The sequence below is a fragment of the Arthrobacter pascens genome (genome assembly GCF_030815585.1).
GTDB lineage: Bacteria > Actinomycetota > Actinomycetes > Actinomycetales > Micrococcaceae > Arthrobacter > Arthrobacter pascens_A.
The window spans coordinates 2,055,503-2,074,141 of sequence record NZ_JAUSWY010000001.1 but is presented as its reverse complement, the minus strand read 5'-3'; the positions used below and the strand labels follow the sequence as shown (position 1 = coordinate 2,074,141).

At 62.7% G+C, this 18,639-nt stretch carries 13 protein-coding genes and 2 pseudogenes; 3 read left to right on the top strand and 12 right to left on the bottom strand.

What is annotated here, in order from left to right:
• Positions 1 to 31: 31 nt before the first annotated feature.
• On the top strand, positions 32 to 2,233 hold the full coding sequence (gene katG, locus QFZ30_RS09695; protein WP_307075666.1) for a catalase/peroxidase HPI: 2,202 nt from the start codon (positions 32 to 34) through the stop codon (positions 2,231 to 2,233).
• Positions 2,234 to 2,585: 352 nt separating this feature from the next.
• Here katG and QFZ30_RS09690 read toward each other — a convergent pair whose 3' ends face one another.
• Together QFZ30_RS09690 and QFZ30_RS21965 are read right to left on the bottom strand one after the other, a co-directional pair.
• A complete protein-coding gene (locus QFZ30_RS09690; protein ID WP_307075664.1) occupies positions 2,586 to 4,577 on the bottom strand; it encodes a BCCT family transporter in 1,992 nt (663 codons plus the stop codon).
• Between the two features lie 37 nt (positions 4,578 to 4,614).
• The gene (locus QFZ30_RS21965) at positions 4,615 to 4,788 is read right to left on the bottom strand and encodes a hypothetical protein (protein ID WP_373462832.1); all 174 of its coding nucleotides are present in this window, start codon (positions 4,786 to 4,788) and stop codon (positions 4,615 to 4,617) included.
• 547 nt (positions 4,789 to 5,335) lie between these two features.
• Between QFZ30_RS21965 and QFZ30_RS09680 the strand changes: the two genes are divergently transcribed.
• The gene (locus QFZ30_RS09680; RefSeq protein ID WP_307075662.1) at positions 5,336 to 5,569 is read left to right on the top strand and encodes an SRPBCC family protein; all 234 of its coding nucleotides are present in this window, start codon (positions 5,336 to 5,338) and stop codon (positions 5,567 to 5,569) included.
• Here QFZ30_RS09680 and QFZ30_RS09675 read toward each other — a convergent pair.
• The 7 genes and pseudogenes from QFZ30_RS09675 to QFZ30_RS09645 all read right to left on the bottom strand — a co-directional run bounded on the left by QFZ30_RS09675 (position 5,538) and on the right by QFZ30_RS09645 (position 13,585).
• Positions 5,538 to 6,344: an IclR family transcriptional regulator gene (locus QFZ30_RS09675; protein WP_307075661.1), complete on the bottom strand. Its 807-nt coding sequence runs from the start codon at positions 6,342 to 6,344 to the stop codon at positions 5,538 to 5,540. The two genes, QFZ30_RS09680 and QFZ30_RS09675, sit on opposite strands and share 32 nt — an antisense overlap.
• Before the next feature lie 320 nt (positions 6,345 to 6,664).
• Positions 6,665 to 6,772, bottom strand: a pseudogene (locus QFZ30_RS09670) (formate dehydrogenase accessory sulfurtransferase FdhD); the annotation flags it as partial.
• A complete protein-coding gene (locus QFZ30_RS09665; protein WP_373462831.1) occupies positions 6,760 to 8,076 on the bottom strand; it encodes a molybdopterin molybdotransferase MoeA in 1,317 nt (438 codons plus the stop codon). The pseudogene QFZ30_RS09670 and the gene QFZ30_RS09665, both read right to left, overlap by 13 nt.
• 110 nt (positions 8,077 to 8,186) lie before the next feature.
• A complete protein-coding gene (gene fdhA / locus QFZ30_RS09660; RefSeq protein WP_307075659.1) occupies positions 8,187 to 9,404 on the bottom strand; it encodes a formaldehyde dehydrogenase, glutathione-independent in 1,218 nt (405 codons plus the stop codon).
• Positions 9,405 to 9,775: 371 nt separating this feature from the next.
• A pseudogene (gene folE, locus QFZ30_RS09655) lies at positions 9,776 to 10,365 on the bottom strand (GTP cyclohydrolase I FolE).
• 7 nt (positions 10,366 to 10,372) lie between these two features.
• Positions 10,373 to 12,700 (bottom strand): FdhF/YdeP family oxidoreductase, encoded by a 2,328-nt coding sequence (locus tag QFZ30_RS09650; protein WP_307075658.1) that lies wholly within the window; start codon positions 12,698 to 12,700, stop codon positions 10,373 to 10,375.
• Between the two features lie 12 nt (positions 12,701 to 12,712).
• Complete coding sequence (locus tag QFZ30_RS09645; protein WP_307075656.1) at positions 12,713 to 13,585, bottom strand: methylenetetrahydrofolate reductase; 873 nt, start codon at positions 13,583 to 13,585, stop codon at positions 12,713 to 12,715.
• A gap of 179 nt (positions 13,586 to 13,764) precedes the next feature.
• On the opposite strand from QFZ30_RS09645, the gene QFZ30_RS09640 reads away from it, so the two are divergent.
• Positions 13,765 to 14,460 carry a GntR family transcriptional regulator gene (locus QFZ30_RS09640; protein WP_307075653.1) on the top strand — a complete coding sequence of 232 codons (696 nt, stop codon included), beginning with the start codon at positions 13,765 to 13,767 and terminating at the stop codon, positions 14,458 to 14,460.
• 39 nt (positions 14,461 to 14,499) lie between these two features.
• Here QFZ30_RS09640 and QFZ30_RS09635 read toward each other — a convergent pair whose 3' ends face one another.
• From QFZ30_RS09635 to QFZ30_RS09625, 3 genes are all read right to left on the bottom strand, one after another.
• Entirely contained in the window at positions 14,500 to 15,375 is an 876-nt protein-coding gene (locus QFZ30_RS09635) for a bifunctional 5,10-methylenetetrahydrofolate dehydrogenase/5,10-methenyltetrahydrofolate cyclohydrolase (RefSeq protein ID WP_307075652.1), read from the bottom strand.
• Positions 15,372 to 15,998 carry a cyclodeaminase/cyclohydrolase family protein gene (locus QFZ30_RS09630; RefSeq protein ID WP_307075650.1) on the bottom strand — a complete coding sequence of 209 codons (627 nt, stop codon included), beginning with the start codon at positions 15,996 to 15,998 and terminating at the stop codon, positions 15,372 to 15,374. Before QFZ30_RS09630 ends, QFZ30_RS09635 begins: the two co-directional genes overlap by 4 nt.
• A 128-nt stretch (positions 15,999 to 16,126) precedes the next feature.
• A complete protein-coding gene (locus tag QFZ30_RS09625; RefSeq protein WP_307075648.1) occupies positions 16,127 to 18,619 on the bottom strand; it encodes a GcvT family protein in 2,493 nt (830 codons plus the stop codon).
• Between the last annotated feature and the right edge of the window lie 20 nt (positions 18,620 to 18,639).

The following is an 18,639-nucleotide window of genomic DNA, read 5'->3' as shown; positions in this document are numbered from 1 at the left end:
GAAGCGACTAGCGGCACAGGAGGAGACTGACGTGTCTGAACATGGCAGTGAAAGCGAAAACCCAGTAATTCCTGCTCCAACTCCGAAGCGGAGTCGGCCCAGGACGAACCAGGATTGGTGGCCCAACCAGCTCAACCTGGAGGTTCTCCATCAGCACTCGCCCCAGGCCAACCCGATGGGCGAGGATTTCAACTACGCAGAGGAGTTCAATGCCCTCGACCTCCAGGCGCTGAAGCAGGACCTCATCGAGGTGATGACGACCTCACAGGACTGGTGGCCCGCGGACTACGGCCATTACGGACCACTGTTCATCCGGATGTCGTGGCACGCGGCGGGCACCTACCGCATCGAGGACGGCCGCGGCGGTGGCGGCAGCGGTGCGCAGCGCTTCGCTCCTCTCAACAGTTGGCCCGACAATGCGAGCCTCGACAAGGCACGCCGCCTGCTGTGGCCAATCAAGCAGAAGTACGGCCGAAAGATCTCGATGGCCGACCTGATCGTCTTCGCCGGCAACGTCGCCATGGAATCGATGGGGTTCAAGTCGTTCGGCTTCGGTTTTGGGCGGGAGGACATCTGGGAGCCTGAGCAGATTTTCTGGGGCCCGGAGGATACATGGATGGGAGACGAGCGCTACAGCGGGCCAGGGGAGTTCACCAGTCCTCTCGCCTCCGTCCAGATGGGGCTCATCTACGTGAATCCCGAGGGCCCGCGAGGCAACCCGGATCCGCTGGCTGCCGCCCATGACATCCGCGAGACATTCCGCCGGATGGCCATGAACGACGAGGAGACGGTCGCGCTGATCGCCGGTGGCCACACGTTCGGCAAGACCCACGGCGCTGTCAGCGTGGAGAACCTCGGTCCCGAACCCGAGGCTGCCACGCTCGAGCAGCAGGGCCTCGGCTGGAAGAACAGCTTCGGCACCGGCAGTGGCCCGCACACGCTCACGAGCGGGCTGGAGGGCGCCTGGACCAACCAGCCGACGAAGTGGGACAACGGATTCTTCGAGAACCTGTTCAAGTACGACTGGGAACTCACAGAGAGCCCCGCCGGAGCGAAGCAGTTCAAGCCCAAGAACCCGGAGGCCCAAGGAACCGTGCCGGATGCTCATGACTCGTCGAAGCGGCACGAGCCCATGATGCTGACCACGGACCTGGCTCTGAGGCTGGACCGGATTTACGGGCCGATTTCGAGGCGCTTCTACGAGAATCCGGACGAACTCGCCGACGCGTTCGCCAAGGCCTGGTACAAACTGCTGCACCGCGACATGGGCCCGGTGACGCGCTACCTGGGTCCGTGGGTTCCGGAGCCGCAGCCATGGCAGGACCCTGTTTCCGCCGTCGACCATGAGTTGATCGGAGAGGAGGACATCGCGGCCCTCCGGGCCAGGATCCTCGCCACTGGGCTGTCCATCTCCCAACTGGCCTCCACTGCCTGGGCAGCGGCGGCCAGTTTCCGTGGCACGGACAAGCGGGGCGGGGCGAACGGGGCCCGGATTCGCCTTGCGCCGCAGAAGGACTGGGAGGTCAACGACCCGACAGAGCTGGCCAAGGTGCTGGAGACCCTCGAGCGGACCCAGCAAGACTTCAACAGTTCCCTGTCGGACGGAAAGAAGGTCTCCCTGGCCGACGTGATTGTCCTGGGCGGGTGCACGGCCGTCGAGCAGGCGGCGAAGAACGCCGGGTTCGAAGTCTCGGTACCCTTCGCGCCCGGGCGCACCGACGCCTCACAGGAGCAGACAGACGTGGAGGCGTTCGATGTTCTCGAACCCGCAGCGGATGGGTTCCGCAACTACGTCCGTGCGGGGCAGAAGCTACCGCCCGAAACGCTGCTGGTGGATCGGGCGTTCATGCTGAACCTGACCGCGCCCGAGATGACGGTCCTCGTCGGCGGGATGCGTGCACTGAAGGCCGACTTCGGGCGGTCCGAACATGGCGTCCTCACCGACCGGTCCGGGGCGTTGACCAATGACTTCTACGTGAACCTGCTCGACATGAGGACGGAGTGGAAGGCCTCCGAGTCGTTGGAGAACGTCTACGAGGGTCGTGATCGGGCCACGGGCGAACTGAAGTGGACGGCCACCGCCGTCGACCTCGTTTTTGGCGCCAACTCCCAGCTGCGCGCGATTGCCGAGGTCTACGCGTGCGACGACGCGAAGGAGGACTTTGTCCGCCACTTCGTCCGGGCGTGGGACAAGGTCATGAGTCTGGATCGGTTCGACCTGGCGGCCGCCTGACTCATGCGGGGCGCTGCTCGCAACCGCAGTCAGCGGATACCGAGGTCGCTGTCTACGTATGAGCCTGGACGGTTGCTGGTCCCGGTGCCGCACGTGCAATCGACATCCACCTGCAGCCGGACGGTCACTGGACTGGATGCCTCCAGTTTGAGAACCACTGGGTTCTCGCCTTTGGTAGACACTTTGAGAACTTGTTCCTGATGTTGAGGATCGGACATCTCTGGATAACCCTTTGCTGATTGTTGGGAAGAGGGTGCATCGTTCGTGCCACATCGTTGTGGGGACACGGGAAAGGAAGTTGATGGTGGAGGTTCTGGCCCTGGCGCTTCGGCGCCAGGGCCAGAACCTCTGGCTACCTGGGGTCCGGCTTAGTGTCGGAACTGTCGCCAGGGCAGGTGTCCGAATCCGAACACGTTTCGGCGCATTCGTGCCTGGTCACGAGGTCGAATTGAACGCCGCCGTGCTGCTCCACGCCGGTGCGTATCGCCCGCTCCACTACGGACGTTGCAAGGCGCCGGCGCAGGGAGAGCGGATCGCGGCGCAGGTCCTTAGCGAGGGCAAAGCAGAGCAAGAGCATGACGACTACAAACGGTAGCGCTGCGACGATGGTGATTCGTTGCAAGCCGGCTAAGGCTTCCGAAGGTTCGTCGCCGCCTGCCAGCAACATGACTGCCGCGACTGCTCCGGTGAGGGTGCCCCAGAAAATGACCACGCCCCGGCGCGGCTCTTCGGCGCCGTTGGAACTGAGCGATCCCATCACGATGGAGGCTGCGTCTGCACCAGTGACGAAGAAGATCGCGACCAGGACCATGGCAAGGACGATGACGGCTGCGATCAGCCAAGCGGGCATGGACAGGTTCTTGACGAGGTCGAACAGAGCTCCGTCGAAGTTGATGGACGGGCTTCCGTCTGTCATGGTGACCAGCCCCGGGCTGTTTGACTTGTCGGCTTCCTGCTGGACATGGAAGGCGCTTCCGCCGAAGATGCTGAACCAGATCACGCTGACGATGCTGGGCACCAGCAGGACGCCGGTGACGAACTGGCGGATGGTACGCCCGCGGCTGATGCGGGCGATGAACATGCCCACGAACGGTGTCCATGACACCCACCAGGCCCAGTAGAAGATGGTCCAGCCGGACATCCAGCTGCGAAGAGCCTCGTCGCCCACGGCTTCCGTCCGGGAGGACATTTCGGCCAGGTCCCGGGCGTAGTCACCGACAGCAGAGGGGATCAGGTTGAGGATAAACAGGGTGGGGCCGGCGACGAAAACGATGAGGGCCAGGATAACGGCCAGGACCATGTTGATGTTGGAGAGCCACTGGATGCCGCGGCTGATGCCGGACACCGCGGAGGCCACGAAGCAGGCCGTCAGGATGGCAACGATTGCCACGAGCACGGGCGTGCCGATTTCCCCGAGCCAGCCGTTGGAGGTCAGGCCGCTGCCGATCTGGAGGGCGCCCAAGCCCAGGGAGGCGGCGGTGCCGAAGAGAGTGGCGAAGATCGCGAGGATATTGATGAACTTTCCGACTGGCCCTTCGACCATTCTCCTGCCGAACAGCGAGGTGAAGGCCTCGGAGACCAATTGCCTGCGGCCCAAGCGGTACGTGCCGTAGGCCATTGCGATGCCGACAACTGCATACATGGCCCATGGGTGCAGCGTCCAGTGGAAGATGGAGGTTGCCATGGCGGTCTGGATGGCTGCGGGAGTGCGGCCGTCCACGGTGCCGGGCGGCGGCGAGATGTAGTGGTAGAGCGGTTCGGCCACGCCGTAGAACATGAGTCCGATGCCCATGCCTGCGGCGAACATCATGGATACCCAGGAGACGGTGCGGAACTCGGGTTTTTCACCGTCCTTGCCCAGCGGGATATTGCCGAACTTGCCCAGGGCCAGCCACAAGACGAAGACGACGAATAGAGAGGCGAGAACCATGAAGAGCCAGCCGGTGTACTGCATTACCCAGTTCAGGGCAGTCGTGGAGGTTTCTGACAGGCTGTCACGCCCAGTGAAGCCCCAGATCACAAAGGCGACGGCGATGGCGCCAGTGATCCCGAAGGTGACTTTGTCGAGGGTGAGCTTGCGGTTCCTGCGTTTCGAAACGGCTTGCTCGGTCTTGGCATGGCGCAGCTCTTCTAGGATCTGCTCGTATTCTTCGGCATCAGGCAAGGTGGCTGCGCCTCCGTCCTCCGGGTCGAGGACAGATGGGTTTGTTTCTTTCTCAGACACACTGATGACGTCGTTGTTCTCCGTACGTCCGGGTTCGTCGCTAAGCGGAGTCTCTGCCAAGTCGGTCTCGGCAGGCAACTCCTCGGGCATGAGGGGTTTAAGGTCATTATTTGTAGCCATGAGCGGGTCCTTTGCTCGGCGGGTCATGGGCTGGTGTTTAGACATGGCCTTCGGCGGTTAGACCGGGCGGAAGGTTGGGGGCTTCGTCCGATTCGATGACCATGATGTTGCCTTCGACAATTTGCAGGTCGTGAGTGCGTACCGGCAGCTTGGCCGGCGGCGCATCCAATGCTCCGGTACGGAGGTGAACCTGGATGCGTGCAAGGGGCACTCAACCCAGCAATCCTCGTAGCCGTCGGCCAGAGAGGCATCTCGGTGCGCATGTGTCGTCGATGGCGAAGAGCTCGCCGTCTTCAGTGTGGAAGACAGCGATTGGCGGAGCGGTGTCAAGCCGTAGTGCCTGCCCGGGAGCGAGTTCACTGAGGGGGCAGGCTTTGTGCATGGTGCACCTCTTTAGGTCTAGGGATGAGGTTCGCGCTGTCGCGGAGTTTGGTGGGTCGTTCCGTAGTGGTCAACTGGATTCGCCCTAAGCAACAGATTGCGCCCTCGATATAACGAATGTCAAGGTTTTTCACTGATTTCAGTTCCTTTACGCGAAGCGTGGGGCTGCGTCACCCTGTTGCATATAACGATTTTGGTTGCGCAAGAAGCATTATGAAGAGGAAAAGTATGCAGAGGCTTGCGATCTTAGGAGCATCCTTGGCTGGACTTTCTGCAGCCAGGCAGCCCACGCTCAAGGGTTTGCCGGACGCCTTGTCATCATTGGCTGATGAACAGCACCGTCCGTACGACAGGCCCCCGTGGAGCTGTTCCACGGTGTGAACAAGCAGGACTTCGACGCCTGCGAGCGTTGCCAGCCGGCCATGGGATCGAAGATCTACGCCAAGGGAGGCGTGCTGGTCCCCAGCGAGCACCACATCGGCGCCTTCCACGACTGGGTCAAGGAAAAGTGGGCGACGTCGTCCCTGCTTCCTAACGCCGGCCCAACTGCCGCCGATAAGCGCGGCCCCGCTGCCGGGCTTATCGGCGTCTGTAGCCCATCTTCGCGCTGATGGTCAGGCCCGCTTCGCGGAGGCCTTCCATGAGTCCGGGATGGTCTTCCGGAGTGAACCGGAACGCAGGACCGGAAATACTTACCGCGGCGATGACATTCCCCAGGTGGTTATAGATGGGAACTGCGACGGCTGTCAGGCCGATTTCGAACTCCTCGTGGACCACCGCGTAGCCCTGCCGGGAGACGTCCAGCAGCTGAGTCTCCAGTTCCGTCCGGTTCGTTATCGTGCGGGGCGTACGTGCAGGGAGCCCAACTCTCTTGAGCAGCTGATCCCTTTCGTCAACCGTGAGGGCTGCCAGCAGCACTTTGCCGCTGGATGTGGCATGCAGTGGCGTCAGGCTGCCCACCCAGTCGTAGGTCGCTAGCGTAGAGGGCCCCATGGCCTGATCCACGTTGACTGCGTAGTTCGATCGCAGGACGGCCAGGTTCACCGTTTCCTTGTATTTCGCTGCGAGGCTCTCCAGGACGTCCCTGGCCTCGTGCACTACGCTCAGCCTGCCGGGAATGGACGTTGCCAGCCGGAGGATACCAAAGCCCAGCTGATACTTTCCTCGTTCATTGTTCTGGCGGACTAGGTCTCGACCAACCAAAGACCCCATCAGCCTGGAAACCGTGGACTTGTGGACGCCCATTTCCTCGGCAATTTCGCTGACGCCGGCGTCACCCTCCCGGGCCAGGATCTCCAGGATGTGGAGTGCACGGTCCACTGATTGGACGCCTCCACCTTGTGCATCTGCGTCCTTGTCGAAGTCCGGATTGTTGCGATTGGCCATTATGCCTCGAGTCTTTGTCCACGAAGGGGGCTGGGTCCCGATGGCCCCGCCTGGCCTGCTCCCTTATCGTTTCTCATCCTAGACCGAGTCTGGCGCGGACCTTCACAAGGCCTTTAACCAAGCAAAGGGAGAGGCACCCCGAAGTGGGGTGCCTCTCCGGGCGACAATGTGCGGTGGGTCAGCCGGGAAGCTCATTCTGTTCTGGACTGCCCGCCGTCACGGTTTCGCATTATTCAGCTAAAGCCGGGCATGGTTTTCCTCGCTGCTCACCTTGTGCGGGGCGGGCCAACCTTTCGCGTCCGGCGTAGGCATTCAGGCTGTGGCTCCTCAGCAGCCAGTACGTCTTCCTTTATCCGCACCGGATATTCGGTGCCCGAATCGTCCAGGTGGAAACGGTGAATCTTCCGACGCTGGGTCATGCGTGCCATGCTGCGCTCCGTGCTCGGTTGTTTGCGGAAACGATGGTCTCGTGTGACTGCGTCCAAGGGAGGGGGAGCACAGGAACCGGCTCACCGGACTGGACGCCTTCCGGGGGAACGGCCATGACGCCGTCGGCCCAGGCCAGACCACGCATCATGCCGGGCCCGGAACGTGAGGTGGGGAATGCCAGCCCGTGGATAAACTTGCAGGGAATGAGACGCGTACGGCCCGGGTCCGGATCAACGTCGGCGCCGGACGTCACGTGTCCAACTGCGTTCAAGGGCCTGTTTCCGAGTGCCGCCAGCAGCGGCTCAACCAGCGTGGTGAAGGACATCATGGCGGCCAGCGGGTTGCCAGGAAGTCCGACGACGAAGCGACCATCTGGGAGTTCGGCCAGGACGGCGGGGTGGCCGGGGCGCATGGCGACGCCGTCCAGCAGCAGCCGCCCGCCGAGCGCGGCCACGGCAGCGCGGAGATGGTCTGTGCCGGAACGGCCCGTTCCGCCAGTGGTTATGGTCAGGTCCGGTTGCTGTCCAGGGAGCGCCTCAGAATTTCCGAGGGCCGTGATCCATTCGTCGTAGGAGTCGTCAATTCTAAGGGGGTTTCCGGGGGTGCCCCCCAAGATTGAAATGACCGTGCCCAGTTGCGGACCGAACGTGTCCCTGACCTGCCCCGGCCCGGGAACACCGGCCGTCAGCACTTCGGAACCAGTAAGTACGATCGCGACCACTGGCTGGGCCTGGACCTGCAGTTCGTCGTAGCCAGCCATGGCAGCGAGGGCAAGGTGGGCGGGGTTCAGTAGTGTGCCTGCCGGGATCAGCACTTCACCCGCCGAGGCTTCTTCGCCCGCATGTCGGATGTGCTGACCGGGTCGTGGTTCGCCGTGCTTCGCGTGTTGGTCGAGCGCCAGAAGGAGGTTGCCCTCAGGGCCGCGAGTGATCTGGCCGCTTTCTTTGCGGAGGATCGATTGGGCGCCGCGGGGTACCAGTCCACCGGTGGCAATCGTGGTGGCTTCATCCCGCGACAAGGTGCGTCCCTGTCTGGAAAGGATCCATGGGCCGCTGCCGTTGACGGCCCAGCCGTCCATGGCAGAGGAAGAGTAATGGGGGAGGTTCTGCACTGCGGCGACGTCGCGGGTCAGTGTGCGGCCGGATGCCGATGCTAAGGGGAGGCACACAGGCAGAAGCGGGGTTGCGCAATCAAAGGCAAATTGGCGGGCTTCAGACCAGGTGGGGGCCGGGTGTCGGGCCCCGTGCCAGGTATGGGACATTTCTGAACCGCGACCGCCGGTAGCGATTTCCTGGGCGATCATTGTGGCCCCTTTTCTGACGGTCTTGATGCGCTGGGGTGCGGACCGGGAACTGTAAGGAAGGCACCCGCGTGGTGCGCGCTTTACAGTTCCCGGTTGTCCGCTGTTGCCTGCTAGGCCTTGACGTATCCGTTCGGGTTCAGAACGAACTTGGTTGCTGCGCCGGCGTCGAATTCCGCATAGCCGCGCGGGGCATCTTCGAGCGAGATTGCCTTGGCGTTGACGGCCTTGGCGATCTGAACCTTGTCGTGCAGGATCGCCATCATCAGCTGGCGGTTGTACTTCATCACCGGGCACTGGCCGGTGGTGAAGGACAAGGACTTTGCCCATCCAGTGCCCAGCGACAGCGAGAGGGATCCGTGCTGGGCTGCCTCGTCGATTCCGCCTGGGTCACCCGTCACGTACAGACCTGGGATGCCCAGGGCACCGCCAGCGGCGGTGATGTCCATGAGGGAGTTCAGCACGGTGGCCGGGGCTTCGTGCGAGGCGTCTTTGCCGTGTCCGCGGGCTTCGAAGCCGACGGCGTCCACGCCGCAATCAACTTCCGGCACCCCAAGGATCTGCTCAATCTGGTCCTTGGGGTCACCTTTGGAGACATTCACCGTTTCGCATCCGAAGGACCGGGCCTGTGCCAGGCGGTCCTCGTTCATATCGGCGACAATCACGACGGCGGCGCCAAGCAGTTGGGCACCGACGGCGGCAGCCAGGCCAACGGGGCCGGCGCCAGCGACGTAAACGGTGGATCCGACGCCCACTCCCGCCGTAACTGCTCCGTGGAATCCGGTGGGGAAGATGTCCGAGAGCATGGTCAGGTCCATGATCTTCTCCAGGGCCTGGTCCCGATCCGGGAACTTCAGCAGGTTCCAGTCCGCGTAGGGGACCAGCACGTATTCTGCCTGTCCGCCGACCCAGCCGCCCATGTCTACGTAGCCGTAGGCGCTGCCGGGCCGGTCGGGGTTGACGTTCAGGCAGATACCGGTCTTGCGTTCCTTGCAGTTCCGGCATCGGCCACAGGAGATGTTGAACGGCACCGAAACGATGTCGCCGACCTTGATGAATTCCACGTCGGGACCAACTTCAATCACCTCGCCGGTGATTTCGTGGCCCAGGACCAGGTTTTGGGGGGCCGTGGTGCGGCCGCGCACCATGTGCTGGTCCGAGCCGCAGATGTTGGTCGTCACAGTGCGGAGGACTACACCGTGTGGCACCTTCCGGCCAATGTTGGCTGGATTGACGCCGGGTCCATCCTTGAGCTCGAACGTCGGGTAGTCGGTATTGATGATCTCGACGACACCGGGTTCCTTGTAGGCGACTGCTCTGTTTCCTGACATAGACACTCCTTGGACAATTGCTGTGGTGTGTGGAACTTGTATGCTGCCCCGCCACCCGAAAGCGATGCTTCGATGAGATACCTCCCCAGGTTCCAGGCCACCGAAGCACCGTTCACGGGAACGGGACCGCTCATCCCTGATGTGGATGGAGCTGTGGGAGGCCCGGACATCAGGCCAGGCCTCCCGGTGATGCCTAACGCGGGGCCGCTGCTCCTGCGGATGCGACCGTGTGGTCGGCCAGGACAACGTCGGCCTGGGCCTGCGTTATGTCAGACACGAATTCCCTCTTGTTGGGTACTGATATTTTTTATCATTAATAAAGATATATCAGTTACATCGTATGGCAGGTCCACGGGTGTGTCCAGAGATTTTTAGCGGCCGTGTATCAGGCTGAGTGCCTCTGCACGGGCAGCAGGCAGGCGCAGCTCGCCGCGCACGGCAGAAGTGATGGTCTTTGCTCCGGGCTTGCGGATACCCCGCATCGACATGCAGAGGTGTTCGCACTCAACAACCACAATGGCCCCGAGCGGCCGCAGCGAACTGACCAGCGCATCCACCACCTGTGTAGTCAATCTCTCTTGGACCTGTGGCCTTCGTGCATAGACATCCACAAGCCGGGCGAGTTGCTCAGTCCAGTCACCAGCCCTTCAGCGGAGGGGATATACCCCACATGCGCTACGCCGTGAAACGGGACCAGATGATGCTCACAGGTGGAGTAAAAGGGGATGTCCTTGACGATGACCATTTCACCATGGCCAAGGTCAAAGGTCCTGTCCAGCACGGCCAGGGGGTCCTCGTGGAGTCCGCCAAACGATTCGGCGGCAGCCCGGGCTACGCGGGCGGGGGTATCCGCGAGTCCTGGCCTGTCCGGGTCCTCTCCGATCGCCAGGAGGTAGTCACGGACGGCCTGCTCCACCCGGGGTCCGTCCACACCCTTGGCTGGTGTTGTTGTTGTCGTCATCCAGCGCTCACAGTTCGGCCCGTTCCAGCCGCACGATGACGGACTTGGAGGTCGGCGTACCGCTGGTGTCGGCTACCGAATCAAGCGGCACCAGCACATTGGTTTCCGGGTAGTAGGCCGCCGCGCAGCCCTTGGGCGTCGAGTACGAAACGATGCGGAAGTTTTCGGCCCGCCTCTCAGTGCCCTGGAATTCTGAAATGAGGTGAACCATGTCTCCATCCCTGAAGCCGAGCCCAACAATGTCGGCCTCGTTGACCAGGACTACGCGCCGCCCACCATGGATGCCGCGGTAACGATCGTCCTTGCCATAGATGGTGGTGTTGTACTGGTCATGGGAGCGCAGGGTCTGAAGGACGAGTCGTCCCGCCGGGACCCTGATAAATTCCAGTTCGTTGCCTGTGAAGTGGGCCTTGCCCGAAGCGGTATCGAACTTCCTGGCGTCCCGGGGTGGGTGGGGAAGGACGAAACCTCCGGGGTTCTGGATCCGTTCCTCGAAATTTTCGAAGCCGCTGAGGACCGCCTCGATGTGTTTCCTGATGATGGAGTAGTCGTCCCTCATGGCGAGCCAGTCGGCCTTGGGGGTTTTGGGCAGCGGGAGGTTGTCCCTGCCGGTGAAGAGTTTGTGGGCGAGGTTGCAGACAATGGCCACCTCGGACTGCAGGTGCTCGCTGGCGGGCTTAAGGCGTCCGCGGGAGGCATGAACCGCACTCATGGAATCCTCCACGGTAACTCTCTGGTCGCCTGTGCGCTGGGTGTCCTTCTCCGTACGTCCGAGCGTCGGAAGAATCAGCGCACGACGACCCGTCGATACGTGGGAATGGTTCAGTTTCGTGGAGATCTGCACCGTCAGACGGGTGTTGGCCAGAGCCTGTTCCGTGACCTCGGAATCCGGGGCCGCCCGCACGAAATTGCCGCCCATGCCAATGAAGACGCGGACCTTGCCGTCCCGCATGGCGCGAATGGCGGCCACGGTGTCGAAGCCGTGCGGCCGGGGGGAGAGGAACTGGAATTCGTGGTCAAGCCGGTCGTGGAAGTTCTCCGGCATCTTCTCGAAGATGCCCATGGTACGGTCACCCTGGACGTTGGAGTGGCCGCGGACGGGGCAGACGCCGGCACCGGGCTTGCCGATGTTGCCTTGGAGAAGCAGGACGTTGACCACGTCGCGGAGGGTGGGTACCGAGTGCTTGTGCTGGGTCAGGCCCATGGCCCAGCAGACGATAGTGGCGCTCGAGGCCAGGAGACGCTCGCCAGTGGACTTGATCTGTTCCAGTGTCAGTCCGGTGGCTTCGACGATGTCGTCCCATTCCGCCTTTTCGAGGTACCGCAGGTAATCGTCGATGCCAACGGTGTGGTCCCTGATGAATTCATGGTCCAGCACGGTGGGCAGGCCGGGGGTCTTGCGCCCTTGGGCTTCGGCTTCGAGAAGGTATTTGCCAAGCCCCTGGAAGAGGGCCTGATCGCCTCCGGCGCGAATTTGGAGGAAGTCGTCGGTCAGTTGGGTGCCCACCACCATGCCGGAAATGTTCTGCGGATTCTCGAATCGAAGGAGCCCGGCCTCAGGAAGTGGATTCACGGAGATGATCACGGCGCCGTTCTTCTTCGCCTTCTCCAGCGCGCTGAGCATGCGCGGGTGGTTGGTGCCGGGATTTTGACCCGCCACGAAAATCAGCGACGCCGTCTCCAAGTCCGTGAGGCTGACGGAGCCTTTGCCGATGCCGATGGTTTCGACGAGGGCCGAGCCCGAGGACTCGTGGCACATGTTGGAGCAATCGGGGAGGTTGTTCGTCCCGATACCCCGCACGAGGAGCTGGTACAGGAAGGCTGCTTCATTCGAGGTCCGCCCGGAGGTATAGAAGACCGCTTGGTCAGGATGATCCATGTCTTTGATCTCCTGGGAGACCAACTCATAGGCTTCGTCCCATGCGATGGGTTTGTAGTGGGTTGCCCCCTCGTCAAGGAGCATCGGGTGCGTCAGCCGGCCCTGCTGTCCCAACCAGTAGTCGTCACGCGTCTTAAGGTCCGCGATGGAGTGCTCGGCGAAGAATTCGGGGGTGACTCGACGGCGGGTGGCCTCCTCGGCGACTGCCTTGGCACCGTTCTCGCAGAATTCCGCAGCATTGCGCTTTTCGTGTTCAGGCCAGGCACAGCCCATACAGTCAAAGCCGTCAACCTGGTTGACTGCCATGAGCGTCTGGATGCTGCGCAGCGGGCCCATCTGCTCAAGGGAGATCTTCAGTGCGTTCGTGACCGCGGGGATGCCGACGGCTTTGGTCTTGGGTTTGGTGAGAGTCAGTTTTGACTCGTCGATATTCTGTTTGGGTGCTTTTGAAGCCATGTGATCTTCCCTTCAGATCTTGGCAGGAAACGGCGGGCTGGCGCGTTGCGTGGGGGACAACGTGGTCTGCTGCAGTGTCGGGACGCTGTCCAGAAGGCCCGGCAGGCGGACGAGGTCGTTGAAGGTGTAGATATGGAACCCGGCAAAGAGGGGATCACCTGCCAGCTCGCGGTGAACGTCGCGAATGAGGCGGGCACTGTCGTAGTTCAGGAAGTCGCCTCGCCGCCAGAGGGCCCCCGCCATGCCTGTCCGGCGGGCAAGCCTGAGCGAACGGCCGACGCCGAGGCGGGCTCCCATGGATACCAGCTTCTTAACGGAGACCGGACCTGGGACACCGACCCACACAGGGAGCTCCATACCGTTCCTGCGGATGGTCCGGAGGTACTGGCTGATTGCCTCCGCAGAAAAGCACATCTGGGTGACCAGTGAGGACGCCATTGGCGCCTTGGTCTCGAGGCTGCTCACGAGTTGTTCCTGGCTAAGCTGGGGGTGGCCCTCGGGGTAGCCGGCGATGCCTATGGAGAAGCCAGGCGAATACGCCTTGATGGCTTCCAGGAGTGATCCACTCCAGGAGTAGGGACCTGCGGACATGCGGCGGTCACCGGCAACGAGAAACAACTCGGAGACCCCGGCGCCCTGCAACTGCCGCAGGAGGGAATGCAGTTCTGCCTGGCTGGCGATGCTGCGGGCGGCGAGATGGGGAACCGTGTGGTAGCCCAGACGGGCCAGATGTACGGCTGCTTCTACAGTCCGTGCAGGACCGTGGTGCGGCAGGCACGTCACACTGACGGCGCCCGGGACATCTAACGCCATGGGGAGTTGCGTGAGCAGATCGGCAGACGGAACAACTTCCACCCGCACCCTTGCAACAGCATCTTTGCTCATTGCTCTCCGTTCTTTGGCGTACCCGTGCGTCGCCCGCACACACGGGGCAGCGTCCATATCGGGAGGCTCGGGAGGATTGACATTCTTATGCCGACATATTGATATATCAGTTCTAGGAATACTATGTACGTGGAGCCTGCACGTCAAGGCCCCGCCGCATCTCGGGAGGAGACTTGAAAATGGCAATCGGTGGCGAATTACTGGTTGATGCGGGAGGTTCGTATGTGCCGGTGAGGCAGGACGACGAATCCTTTGCCGACTTTGCCTACAGGGTCTTGTGCGATGAGCTGATCGTTCTGGACATCAAACCGGGAGAGCCCCTTAACGATGAGGCGATCTCCAGGCGCCTGGGTGTTGGCAGGACGCCGATCCGGGAAGCCATGAAACGGCTCGAGGGCGACCATTTGGTGGTGGCCTATCCCCGGCGCGGAACGTTCGCCGCCGGCGTGGACATTAAGGACCTGGCTGAAATCTCCGAAATCCGGCAGCTCCTGGAGCCTGCGGCAGCAGCGCGGGCTGCACGGATGGCGTCGCCGCAGCTTCGGCAGGAGCTTAGGGACTTTGCCCGGGAAGTAGGGCAGCTTCTGCCAGCCACGCGCTCGCAACGGGATCTCATGCGCCTGGACATGCGGGTACATCGGATGATCTACCGGGCCACAGGGAGCCGGCACCTTGAAGAGGTCCTGATCCGATACGACAACCTGGCAACGCGGATTTGGAGCCTTGTCCTGGAAAAGCTCCCGCCGGTGTCCGAGCATATTGCCCAGCATATTGAGCTGCTCGAGTGCATCGCGGAAGGGGACTCCGAAGCTGCGGCGCGGTTGACCACCCAGCACGTCACTGACTTCGAGAACCTGATCAGGGCTGTCCTGTAGCCCCTTGGTTCCAGGGTTTGGCAGTGTGCCCACCGTGGATCACCCGGCGGCTCCCCGGACCAGGGCATGCGACTGTTTCCTCGCCGCCTCGGTTGTGTGCAGGAGAAGCAACGATGTGGTGACGGAGCCGACGCCGCCGGGGACAGGGGTCAGCGCCGCGGCAATGCCCCACACGCTGGCCTCGTCCACATCCCCCACGAGGGACCCGTCCGGAAGAACGTTGGTGCCGACGTCGATCACTACGGCCTCGGACGAAACATGGCCGCCGTTCAGCAGGCCGGTGCGCCCGGCGGCGACGACCACGACGTCGGCCGTCCTGGTGTATTTCTCAAGCGGACCTGACCTGGAGTGGCACACGGTAACCGCGGCGTCGCGTTCCAGCAGCAGCAGGGACAACGGCTTTCCCACCACGGCGGAACGGCCAATGACGACGACGTTCCGGCCCGCCACTGGGATGTCAAAATGGTCAAGGATCTCGATTACTGCTCGCGCCGTGGCCGGTGCGAACGAGGGCTGGCCCACAGCCAGCCGGCCCAGGCTCAACGGGTTCGCGCCATCGATGTCCTTCTCCGGGGCAATGTGCCCAACAAGCTCATCTGTCCCGACGCCGGGAGGCAAAGGCGTCTGGAGGATGATGCCGTTTACCGATGGTTCGGCGCTGAGGTCCTTCAAGACTGAGGTCAAAACCTGTGCGGTGGCGTCCTGCCCAAGATCCACGATCCGGCAACTGATGCCGGCACTCTCCGCCGCCCGTTCGATAGACCGGACATACCAGTGCGTGGAACCGTCATCGGTGGCGACAACCACTGCGAGCGTGGGGCGCAGTCCGTCGGCTTCGAGGTCACGGGCCTCATCGTGGGCTTTCTGCTGAATGACGCGTGCCAGTGTTTTTCCGGACAGAAGTACGGTGCTCAACCGAGAATCCTTCCGCGGACGCGACCCACGAGGGCGTCTGCTGCCAGGATGACCTTGTCCTCGAGGCCGTCGGTCTGGCCAGCCAACCGTGAACGGGCAGCGGCGTCTTTGATGGCCACCATGTTAATATCGATGTTCACCCGCGCGGTTGTTGCGGCTGCGCGGGCCGCGTCGGCGGCAGCAGCGACGTCGCTGATCACATTGGCGTTCGCGACGTCGAAAAGTTCCGTGCCAAGATCCACGATGGCGCCGGCGAGCTTGATGAGCTGTGCGGGGGTTTGTGCGGCCAGGATGAGCGCATCCTGGATGGCTGCCGTCCGTGCGGTTTTGAGGTCTTCGGTCCCGGACGGAAGTTTGTACGAGTCGATGACGCCTTGGAACGCATGTTGGTCAGCGTCCGCAAGGCGCAGCGCGTCGACCACCAGTCCGTCGGCCGCCCTAATGATCCTTTGCACGGTTTCGGCATGCTGTTCGTACTTCGCGCCGGTAGTGTACCTGCCAACCATGGCGACGAGCGCTGCCCCCTGGGCGGCGTGGAGCGCGGCGGCCGCGCCGCCGCCTGGGGTGGGTTCTCGCGAGGCCAGCCTGGCGAGGTATTCGTTGATTGTTTCTGAGCTGATCATGTGTCTTCCTGGGCTGAAGCTTGAGTCGACTGGGCAGGGTTTGTGACGTGATGGAAGAGCAGCGGCCCGGACTCTGGCTGCGAGGTGAAGAGTCCGGGCCGCGTGCCATTGAACGGTCTGGCGGGTGGTTAGCCGCGGAGCCTGGTCATCGTTGGGTCGTACAGCGGATCCGCTGTGACTGTGGCCTGGATGCGCCGTCCGAAGTACTCGATCTCGACCGAGTCGCCAATGGAGACAGCGGCCGGAAGGTACGCGTAGGCGATCGGCCTGGCGACGGTGTAACCGTAGGCGGCACTGGTGACGTAGCCGACTGCCTGGTCCTTGTAGAAGACCGGTTCCTTGCCCAGCACGATGCTTCGGCCGTCGTCGACCGTCAGACAGCGCAGGCGGCGGGCGGAGTTCTCCTCGGTGCGGCCCTCCAAGGCGGCCTTTCCGACGAAGTTTTCCTTGGTCATCTTCACGGCGAATCCGAGGCCGGCTTCCAGGGGGTCGTGCTCGGTGGTCATGTCGGTGCCCCACGAGCGGTAACCCTTTTCAAGGCGCAGCGAACTGAAGGCTGCCCGGCCCGCGGCGATGACGCCGTGAGGCTGACCGGCCTTCCACAGGGCATCCCAAAGGCGCTGGCCGTTGTCTGCACTCGTGTACAGCTCCCAGCCCAACTCGCCGACGTAGGACAACCGCATCGCGGTCACGCTGACGCCGCCGATGACAACCTTCTTGGACCGGAAGTAGCGGAGACCGTCGTTGGAGAAGTCGTCGCTGCTGACGGTGCTGATCAGGTCCCGGGCGAGGGGCCCCCACAAACCGATGCAGCAGGTGCCGCCAGTCGTGTCGCGCACCTGGACCCAGTCGCTGGCGGTTCCGCTTTCCGTCTGGTGGCGTGCGGCCCGCTCAAAGTAGGCGGTGTCGATGTTTCCGTTGGCACCGAGCTGGAAGGTGTCTTCGCTCAGCCGGGCCACCGTGATGTCGCTTCGGATGCCACCGGCATGGTCCAGCAGTAGGGTGTAGGTGACTGCCCCGGGCTTCTTGTCCATCTCCGCTGTGGTGAGTTCCTGCAGCAGCTTCAGTGCTCCTGGGCCGGAGACCTCGAGGCGCTTAAGCGGAGTCATGTCATACATGGCCACCGCGGTGCGGGTCTTCCAGGCTTCGGCGGCGGCGATGGGCGAGCTGAACATCCCGGACCAAGCGTCACGTGCCGGCGGCTGCCATTCGTCAGGCATCTCCTTGAGCAGTTCGGCGTTAGCTTCGAACCAGTAGGGGCGTTCCCATCCCCCACCCTCCAGGAAGAATCCGCCCAGTGCCTTGTGGCGGGCGTGAAAAGGAGTGACGCGAAGGTTGCGGGGAGAGAGCTTGGGCTGCAGGGGGTGCAGGACATCATAGATTTCCACGAAGTTCTGCTGGGAAGTTTCGCTTACATACTCAGGGGTCAGCTGGACTTCTTCAAACCGGTGGATATCGCACTCACCCAGGTCGGTCTGGGATTTGCCGGTGGTCAGGAGTTCGGCAACAGCCCGGGCAATGCCGGCCGAGTGGGTCACCCAAACGGCCTCGGCGACGAAGAAGCCATCGAGCTCCTTGGACTCGCCCACCAGGGGGCCGCCGTCGGGAGTGAAGGAGAAGATGCCGTTGAAGCCGTCCTCGATCTCGCTTTCCCTCAGTGCCGGGAGGAGCTGCTTGGTGGCCTCCCACGCCGGGAGGAAGTCTTCCAGGGTGAAGTCGAGACGGGACGGCATGTTGTGTTCACCGATGCTGCTGGGGTCGTACGTGGCGAGTTCCTCCACGTCCACAGGCATGGGACGGTGCGCGTAGGAGCCGATGCCGTACCGGTCACCGTGCTCGCGATAGTAGAGGTCCTGGTCCTGGTGCCGCAGAATCGGCAGGGAAGCGCCGTTGGGCAGTTCGTTGCGGCCCTTCTGCGCCGGCACCGGAGTGGTCTTCACGTACTGGTGGGCCAACGGCAGGAGCGGGACGGACATCCCGATCATCTCGCCGATCTTGGCGCCCCAGAAACCGGCGCAGGAAACCACGATGTCGGCAGCGATGGTTCCTTCGGACGTCTGGACGCCGGTGACCCGGCGGCCGGACTGTTCGATGCCGGTCACCGTGGTGTTGCCGAGGTACTTGACGCCTGCGGCTTCCGTCCGCTTGATCAGCAGCTGGACTGCGCGGGCAGCGCGGGCCAGGCCGTCGCTGGGAACGTGGAGCCCGCCAAGGATGTCTTCCTCGTTCAGGAGCGGGTAAAGCTCCTTGCATTCGGCGCGGGAGAGGATCTTGCCCTCGATACCCCACGCGGCGGCATAGCCGAGCTTCCGCTTCAGGTCCGCGAGGCGGGTCTCGGTGGTGGCAACTTCCAACCCACCGACCTGGTTGAAACAGCTAATGCCGTCCTCTGTCAGGGACAAGAGCTTCTCAACCGTGTACTTGGCGAAGCTCGCCATGGTCTTTGAAGGGTTTGTCTGGAAGACGAGGCCCGGCGCGTGGGACGTGGAGCCTCCAGGCATATTCAGGGGTCCTTGGTCCAGGACGGTGATGTTGTTCCAACCCCGCGTGACCAGTTCATCGGCCAGGTTCGTGCCGACGATTCCAGCTCCGATAATGACAATGTTTGGCGTCGATGCCATGTGGTTTCTCCTGCTGATTC